The sequence below is a fragment of the Streptomyces sp. NPDC043870 genome (genome assembly GCF_056435785.1).
On record NZ_JBWKDT010000005.1, the window covers coordinates 398010 to 404213 of the forward strand.

Annotated in this window: 6 protein-coding genes; 4 read left to right on the plus strand and 2 right to left on the minus strand. The window is 70.8% G+C overall.

Going from position 1 to position 6204, the window contains the following annotated elements:
* The first annotated feature begins 105 nt into the window (after positions 1-105).
* Both AC0699_RS09960 and glmS read left to right on the plus strand, forming a co-directional pair.
* Positions 106-381 (plus strand): hypothetical protein, encoded by a 276-nt coding sequence (locus AC0699_RS09960; protein WP_469771498.1) that lies wholly within the window; start codon positions 106-108, stop codon positions 379-381.
* Between the two features lie 36 nt (positions 382-417).
* Complete coding sequence (gene glmS / locus AC0699_RS09965; protein ID WP_478657921.1) at positions 418-2235, plus strand: glutamine--fructose-6-phosphate transaminase (isomerizing); 1818 nt, start codon at positions 418-420, stop codon at positions 2233-2235.
* Positions 2236-2417: 182 nt separating this feature from the next.
* Here glmS and AC0699_RS09970 read toward each other — a convergent pair whose 3' ends face one another.
* A complete protein-coding gene (locus AC0699_RS09970; protein WP_478657924.1) occupies positions 2418-2987 on the minus strand; it encodes a GPR1/FUN34/YaaH family transporter in 570 nt (189 codons plus the stop codon).
* A gap of 168 nt (positions 2988-3155) precedes the next feature.
* Positions 3156-3677 carry a universal stress protein gene (locus tag AC0699_RS09975; protein ID WP_469771501.1) on the minus strand — a complete coding sequence of 174 codons (522 nt, stop codon included), beginning with the start codon at positions 3675-3677 and terminating at the stop codon, positions 3156-3158.
* A 325-nt stretch (positions 3678-4002) separates the two neighbouring features.
* On the opposite strand from AC0699_RS09975, the gene AC0699_RS09980 reads away from it, so the two are divergent.
* Positions 4003-4467, plus strand: coding sequence for a hypothetical protein (locus AC0699_RS09980; protein WP_478657926.1), 465 nt, complete (start codon positions 4003-4005; stop codon positions 4465-4467).
* Between the two features lie 386 nt (positions 4468-4853).
* Positions 4854-6050, plus strand: a complete 1197-nt coding sequence (locus AC0699_RS09985; protein WP_478657928.1) for a helix-turn-helix domain-containing protein — start codon at positions 4854-4856, stop codon at positions 6048-6050.
* The last annotated feature ends 154 nt before the right edge of the window (positions 6051-6204 follow it).

Genomic DNA, 6204 nt, shown 5'->3' on the forward strand with positions numbered 1-6204 from the left:
ATAAAGAGGGCGTAAATCCCCACTGTAAGCATGATCACGCAGGTTCCTGCCCGAATTCGGGCAGGATTCTTGCGCAAGGCCGGGGGAAGCCCTCAGTATCTACGGGTGCTCGAACGCCGCTCGTCGCATGACGACCTCGTCGACCACCTGGTGCGCAGCACCGCGCTCCAGCGCGGTGAGGCAGCCCGGGTGGTACTCGATGTGCTGGCGTTCTTCGACGAGACGACCGAGGAATTCGTCCGCCGCCGCCACCGCGAGCTACAGGCCGGCGGAGCCGTGAACACGGAGATCTTCGAGCGGATCGCAGCCGAGCTGCCACACCGCGCCGTAGCGCCGCCCGAGCTCTCGCTCCGGCAGCTGCGGCGCATCGTCTATGGCTGAGCACACACCTGAACGTCTTCGGAGGGGCATAGCTCTATGTGCGGAATTGTCGGTTACATCGGGAAGCGGGATGTCGCGCCGCTGCTGCTGGAAGGCCTGGCGCGGCTGGAGTACCGGGGTTACGACTCCGCGGGCATGGTGATCACCAGTCCCAAGGCCCCCGGCCTGAAGATGGTCAAGGCCAAGGGCCGCGTCCGCGACCTGGAGGCCCGGGTCCCCAAGCGCTTCACCGGCACCACCGGCATCGCCCACACCCGCTGGGCCACCCACGGCGCCCCGAGCGACATCAACTCGCACCCGCACCTGGACCCCGAGAACAAGGTCGCCGTCGTCCACAACGGCATCGTCGACAACGCCGTCGAGCTGCGCGCCAAGCTGGAGGCCGAGGGCGTCGTCTTCGTCTCCGAGACCGACACCGAGGTGATCACCCACCTGGTGGCCCGCTCCCAGGCCGAGACCCTGGAGGAGAAGGTCCGCGAGGCGCTCAAGGTCATCGAGGGCACCTACGGCATCGCCGTCATGCACGCCGACTTCAGCGACCGCATCGTGGTCGCCCGCAACGGCTCCCCCGTCATCCTCGGCATCGGCGAGAAGGAGATGCTCGTCGCCTCCGACGTCGCCGCGCTGATCGCCCACACCCGCCAGGTCGTCACCCTGAACGACGGCGAGATGGCCACCCTGAAGGCCGACGACTTCCGGACCTACACCACCAGCGGCACGACGACCACCGCCACCCCCGAGACCGTCGAGTGGGAGGCCGCCTCGTACGACATGGGCGGCCACGACACGTACATGCACAAGGAGATCTCCGAGCAGCCCGACGCCGTCGACCGCGTGCTGCGCGGCCGCATCGACGACCGGTTCTCCACCGTGCACCTGGGCGGTCTGAACCTGGACGCCCGCGAGGCCCGCGGCATCCGCCGCGTCAAGATCCTCGGCTGTGGCACCTCGTACCACGCGGGTCTGATCGGCGCCGGGCTCATCGAGTCCCTGGCCCGTATCCCCGCGGACTCCGAGCCGGCCTCCGAGTTCCGCTACCGCAACCCGGTCGTGGACCCCGACACCCTCTACATCGCCGTCTCGCAGTCCGGTGAGACGTACGACGTGCTGGCCGCCGTCCAGGAGCTCAAGCGCAAGGGCGCGCGCGTCCTGGGCGTGGTCAACGTGGTCGGCTCCGCGATCGCCCGCGAGACGGACGGCGGCGTGTACGTGCACGCCGGCCCCGAGGTCTGCGTCGTCTCGACGAAGTGCTTCACGAACACCGTGGTCGCCTTCGCGCTGCTCGCGCTGCACCTGGGCCGCATCCGCGACCTGTCGGTCGCCGACGGCAAGCGGATCATCGAGGGCCTGCGCAAGCTGCCCGCCCAGATCTCGGAGATCCTCGAGTCCGAGGACGAGATCAAGAAGCTGGCGGCCGAGTACGCCGACGCCAAGTCGATGATGTTCATCGGCCGGGTCCGCGGCTACCCGGTGGCGCTCGAGGCCTCCCTGAAGCTCAAGGAGATCTCCTACATCCACGCCGAGGCCTACCCGGCCTCCGAGCTGAAGCACGGCCCGCTGGCGCTCATCGAGCCGGCGCTGCCGACGGTCGCCATCGTCCCGAACGACGACCTGCTGGAGAAGAACCGCGCCGCGCTGGAGGAGATCAAGGCCCGCAGCGGCAGGATCCTCGCGGTCGCGCACCAGGAGCAGGAGAAGGCCGACCACACCATCCTGGTCCCGAAGAACGAGGACGAGCTGGACCCGATCCTCATGGGCATCCCGCTCCAGCTCCTCGCTTACCACACGGCCCTGGCCCTCGGCCGGGACATCGACAAGCCGCGCAACCTGGCCAAGTCCGTCACGGTGGAGTAGGTCCCGCCCGCGACAGCGGCAGCGACGATTGAGCAACCCCCTCGGCGAGCAACCACGTCCGCGAGAGCGGCGGCGGCTCAGCCGCAGGGAGGTGCGGCGACCCCCTCTGCGCACGCCACCAGCGCGCAGAGGGGGTCGCCCTTTTCGTCGCCGGCGTCGCCCTCACGCCGGCCTGTGGCCGCTCAGCCGGTGGCCGTCACCCCCCGGCCGGCAGCGCGCCCGGTGAAAGTGGGCCAGTGCGCCAGCGCCGCCGTGGCGCCGTACCAGGCCGCGAGGCCCGCGACCGCGCCGACCCAGCCGCCGGCCTTCGCGAGGCCGTCGTTCCCCGCGAGAGACGCGATGGCGAGAAGCAGCATCGAGACGAACAGCAGCCCGTACACGCCCTGACCGAAGAGCCCGCTGCCGCCGGAGGCGGCGGTGAGGGTGAGTGCCAGCAGCGCGAACAGCAGCAGGAAGAGTCCCGCGGCCTCCGCCGAGACCTCCGTGCCGACGCCGGTGCCCCAGGTGAACCAGAAGGCGCCGAGGCCTGCGAAGGCCGTACCCGTACCGCCGTTGCCCGAACGGAACTCGAGCAACCCGACGATGAACAGTGCGACCCCGCCCACCCAGGTCGCGAGTGACGCGGCGTCGGATGCCGCGACGTTGTCGATCACACCGGTGTGGCCGATACCGAAGGCCAGCAGAGTCAGGCCCAGTGCGAGGTGGCCGAGAGTGGTTGACGTGGCGCTTCCCGCGGAGACTTCGTTGTCCACGGCGGGCTCCCTTCATGCGCGCGTTGGTGCTGTTTCCCAGCCACCCTTATGTACCCTTCACAAGCGCACAATCCACCTGTACGGACGAGTAGATTTGACGGTCGTCAAAAAGTTATGATCTCGGCCCGACCTGGGCGAACGAGGGGTGACGCGCGGGCCTGGCGGGGGTTACGGGATGACGATGACGGGCCGCTGCGCACGGCGTGCCAGCCGGCCGGCCACGGAGCCGAAAATGCGCCCGACGATGCCGTGCGTGGACCCGACGACGATCGCATCCGCCGAATACTCTCGGCCGACTTCCTCGAGCTCATGGCAGATGTCGCCACCACGCTCCACGAGGATCCACGGCACCTCGGAGAGATAGTCGGCACAGGCCAGTTCCAGCCCGAGGACTTCGGTGCGGTGGTCCGGTACGTCGACGAACACCGGCGGCTCGCAGCCCGCCCACACGGTCGTGGGAAGACGGTTGGCGACATGCACGATGATCAGGCCGGAACCGGAGCGCCTGGCCATGCCGATGGCGTACGCGAGCGCTCGCTCACTGGACGTCGATCCGTCGAAGCCGACGACGACTCCGTGCCGGAAGGCGGGATCGCAGGAATGGCGTGACTGTTCCGCCGCCTGCAGATCCGACCGGAAGTCGGCGACCTGCTTGCGGTCCGCGGGTTCGGGGAATTCGTGACCGGCCATCGGTGTCTCGGCGTTCAGATCCTCATGGGAGGGCGACGGTTGGCGGCGGAGCTGTGTCCGGGAATCATCTTCCCAAGCCCATACCCCCAAGGGTACGGCGACACTCCTCCCCTGCCCAGAGCTCGCGGCCCTACTCACGGCGTTCCAGGGTGCTTGCGTTCCAGGGAGCATGCACGAGCACGCTCTGTATGGCAATGGCGCCTGCACCGTACAGGCTTCACCGGTGACGCCCGTTGTCCGGCGGTACCGGCGATGCGGCAGCAGTGACCGGAGGAGCCGCTCCTCGTTGGTACACGGATCCGCCCGCCGCCCCCAGGGAGCCTCCGTGCCCGCAACACCGGCCGACCGCGCCTCCGTCGCCGCACGGGGGCAGCGCCCCGCCCCGACGCCGTGGCGCGGCAGCCGAAGGGCGTCGCGGCAGGCGGTGCCGACGACGCCGGACGAACCGGCGACTGAGCCGGCGGCCGGACCGGCGACCGAACCGTGGGGGGTTCCGCCCGCCGTGCCGCCGCAGGAGCGTACGACGCCCGCGGAGATGCCGAACGCCCCCGCGGACTCCGTTGGCGACGTGGTCCGCTGGGCGGCCTTCAGCTGCGTCCTGGTCCCCGTCGTCCTCGTGGTGTACGGCACATCCGTCGGCGGGGCCGCGGTCGTCGCGCTCGAACTGGCCGCCGTGACCGCCGCCTGCCGGGTGCTGCTGCGCCGGTCGGAACGGGCGGCAGCACGCCCCGTACGGGCGAGGGCGCGCAAGGGCGGTTCCCGGCGCGCACGAAATGCGCCGAGAGACTGACGGTTTCGTACGCACGCACCCGTATGTTTTCAGCCAACTTCACGGCCACGACCGATCCTTGCCGAAATGGCCCGCGAACCCCCTTGTCACCAGGGAAGAAAGGACCGCACGGGCCGCTCACACCCTACGGGGACGGGCCATGCGCGCCATGCGCACTTCCCTGCGCGGCCCGTGAGTGGAACGCTTCGTGATCGAATGCTTCGCGCCAAGTTGCCTTGTCGACAATGTGCCGGATCGAGAACTTGTCACGCCGGCACCACCGGACGCAGTAGATTCGATCATGAGTATCGAAGTCTGGGGACTTGTGCAAAACCGAGGGGAAACGTGCAGGAGCGACAGGCCCGACAAGAACGGGGAGACGCGAACACCGAGGGGGGCTTAGCGTCATGAGTCAGGACTCCGCCGCACCGGAGGCCGCGCGGAAACTTTCCGGGCGCCGCCGCCGCGAAGTCGTCGCGGTGCTGCTGTTCAGCGGCGGCCCCATCTTCGAGAGTTCCATTCCGCTCTCGGTGTTCGGAATCGACCGCCAGGACGCCGGAGTTCCCCGCTACAGGCTGCTCGTGTGCGCCGGCGAGGACGGACCGCTGCGGACCACCGGCGGCCTCGAACTCACCGCGCCGTACGGGCTGGAGGCGATCGGCAGAGCCGGCACCGTCGTGGTCCCGGCCTGGCGGTCCATCACGTCGCCACCGCCACCGGAGGCACTCGACGCGCTGCGCCGCGCCCACGAGGAGGGCGCCCGCATCGTCGGACTGTGCACGGGCGCCTTCGTGCTGGCCGCCGCGGGGCTGCTGGACGGCCGCCCGGCGACGACACACTGGATGTACGCACCGACGCTCGCCAAGCGCTATCCGTCGGTCCATGTCGACCCGCGCGAGCTCTTCGTCGACGACGGCGACGTCCTCACCTCCGCCGGGACCGCGGCGGGCATCGATCTCTGTCTGCACATCGTGCGGACGGACCACGGCACCGAGGCCGCCGGGGCGCTGGCCCGCCGGCTGGTCGTGCCGCCGCGGCGCAGTGGCGGGCAGGAGCGCTATCTCGACAGGTCTTTACCAGAGGAGATCGGCTCCGACCCGCTCGCCGAGGTCGTGGCCTGGGCGCTGGAGCATCTTCACGAGCAGTTCGACGTGGAGACCCTGGCGGCGCGCGCGTACATGAGCAGGCGGACCTTCGACCGCAGGTTCCGCTCGCTCACCGGGAGCGCTCCCCTGCAGTGGCTGATCACCCAGCGGGTGCTGCAGGCGCAGCGGCTGCTGGAGACCTCCGACTACTCGGTCGACGAGGTCGCGGGCCGCTGCGGCTTCCGCTCCCCGGTGGCGCTGCGCGGCCACTTCCGCCGCCAGCTGGGCTCGTCCCCCGCGGCATACCGGGCCGCCTACCGGGCCCGGCGCCCGCAGGGCGACTCCGGCCCCGCCCCGGTGGCGGAGGCGGTCGTGCCCCAGCAGGCATCCGCGCACGCGAGGCGGCCCGCCACGGCGACGGCGACGGCCCCCGGTGCTCCCTCGGAACCGGGAAAGCCCGGCTCCGACGCCTATGCCCCGGGCCGTCCGGCGCTCCCGGGTCAGCGGAGCGCGCCCTAGGTGTGGTGGGGGGGGGGGGGGGGGGGGGGGGGGGGGGGGGGGGGGGGGGGAGGAGGGGGGGGGGGGGGGGGGGGGGGGGGGGGGGGGGGGGGGGGGGGGGGGGGGGGGGGGGGGGGGGGGGGGGGGGGGGGAGGGTGGGGGGGTGGGGGGGGGA

Bases quoted from the DNA above. Each gene is read 5' to 3' on its own strand.
- glmS (WP_478657921.1), top strand. From the start codon at position 418: ATGTGCGGAATTGTCGGTTACATCGGGAAGCGGGATGTCGCGCCGCTG.
- AC0699_RS09985 (WP_478657928.1), top strand. From the start codon at position 4,854: ATGAGTCAGGACTCCGCCGCACCGGAGGCCGCGCGGAAACTTTCCGGG.
- AC0699_RS09975 (WP_469771501.1), bottom strand. From the start codon at position 3,677: ATGGCCGGTCACGAATTCCCCGAACCCGCGGACCGCAAGCAGGTCGCC.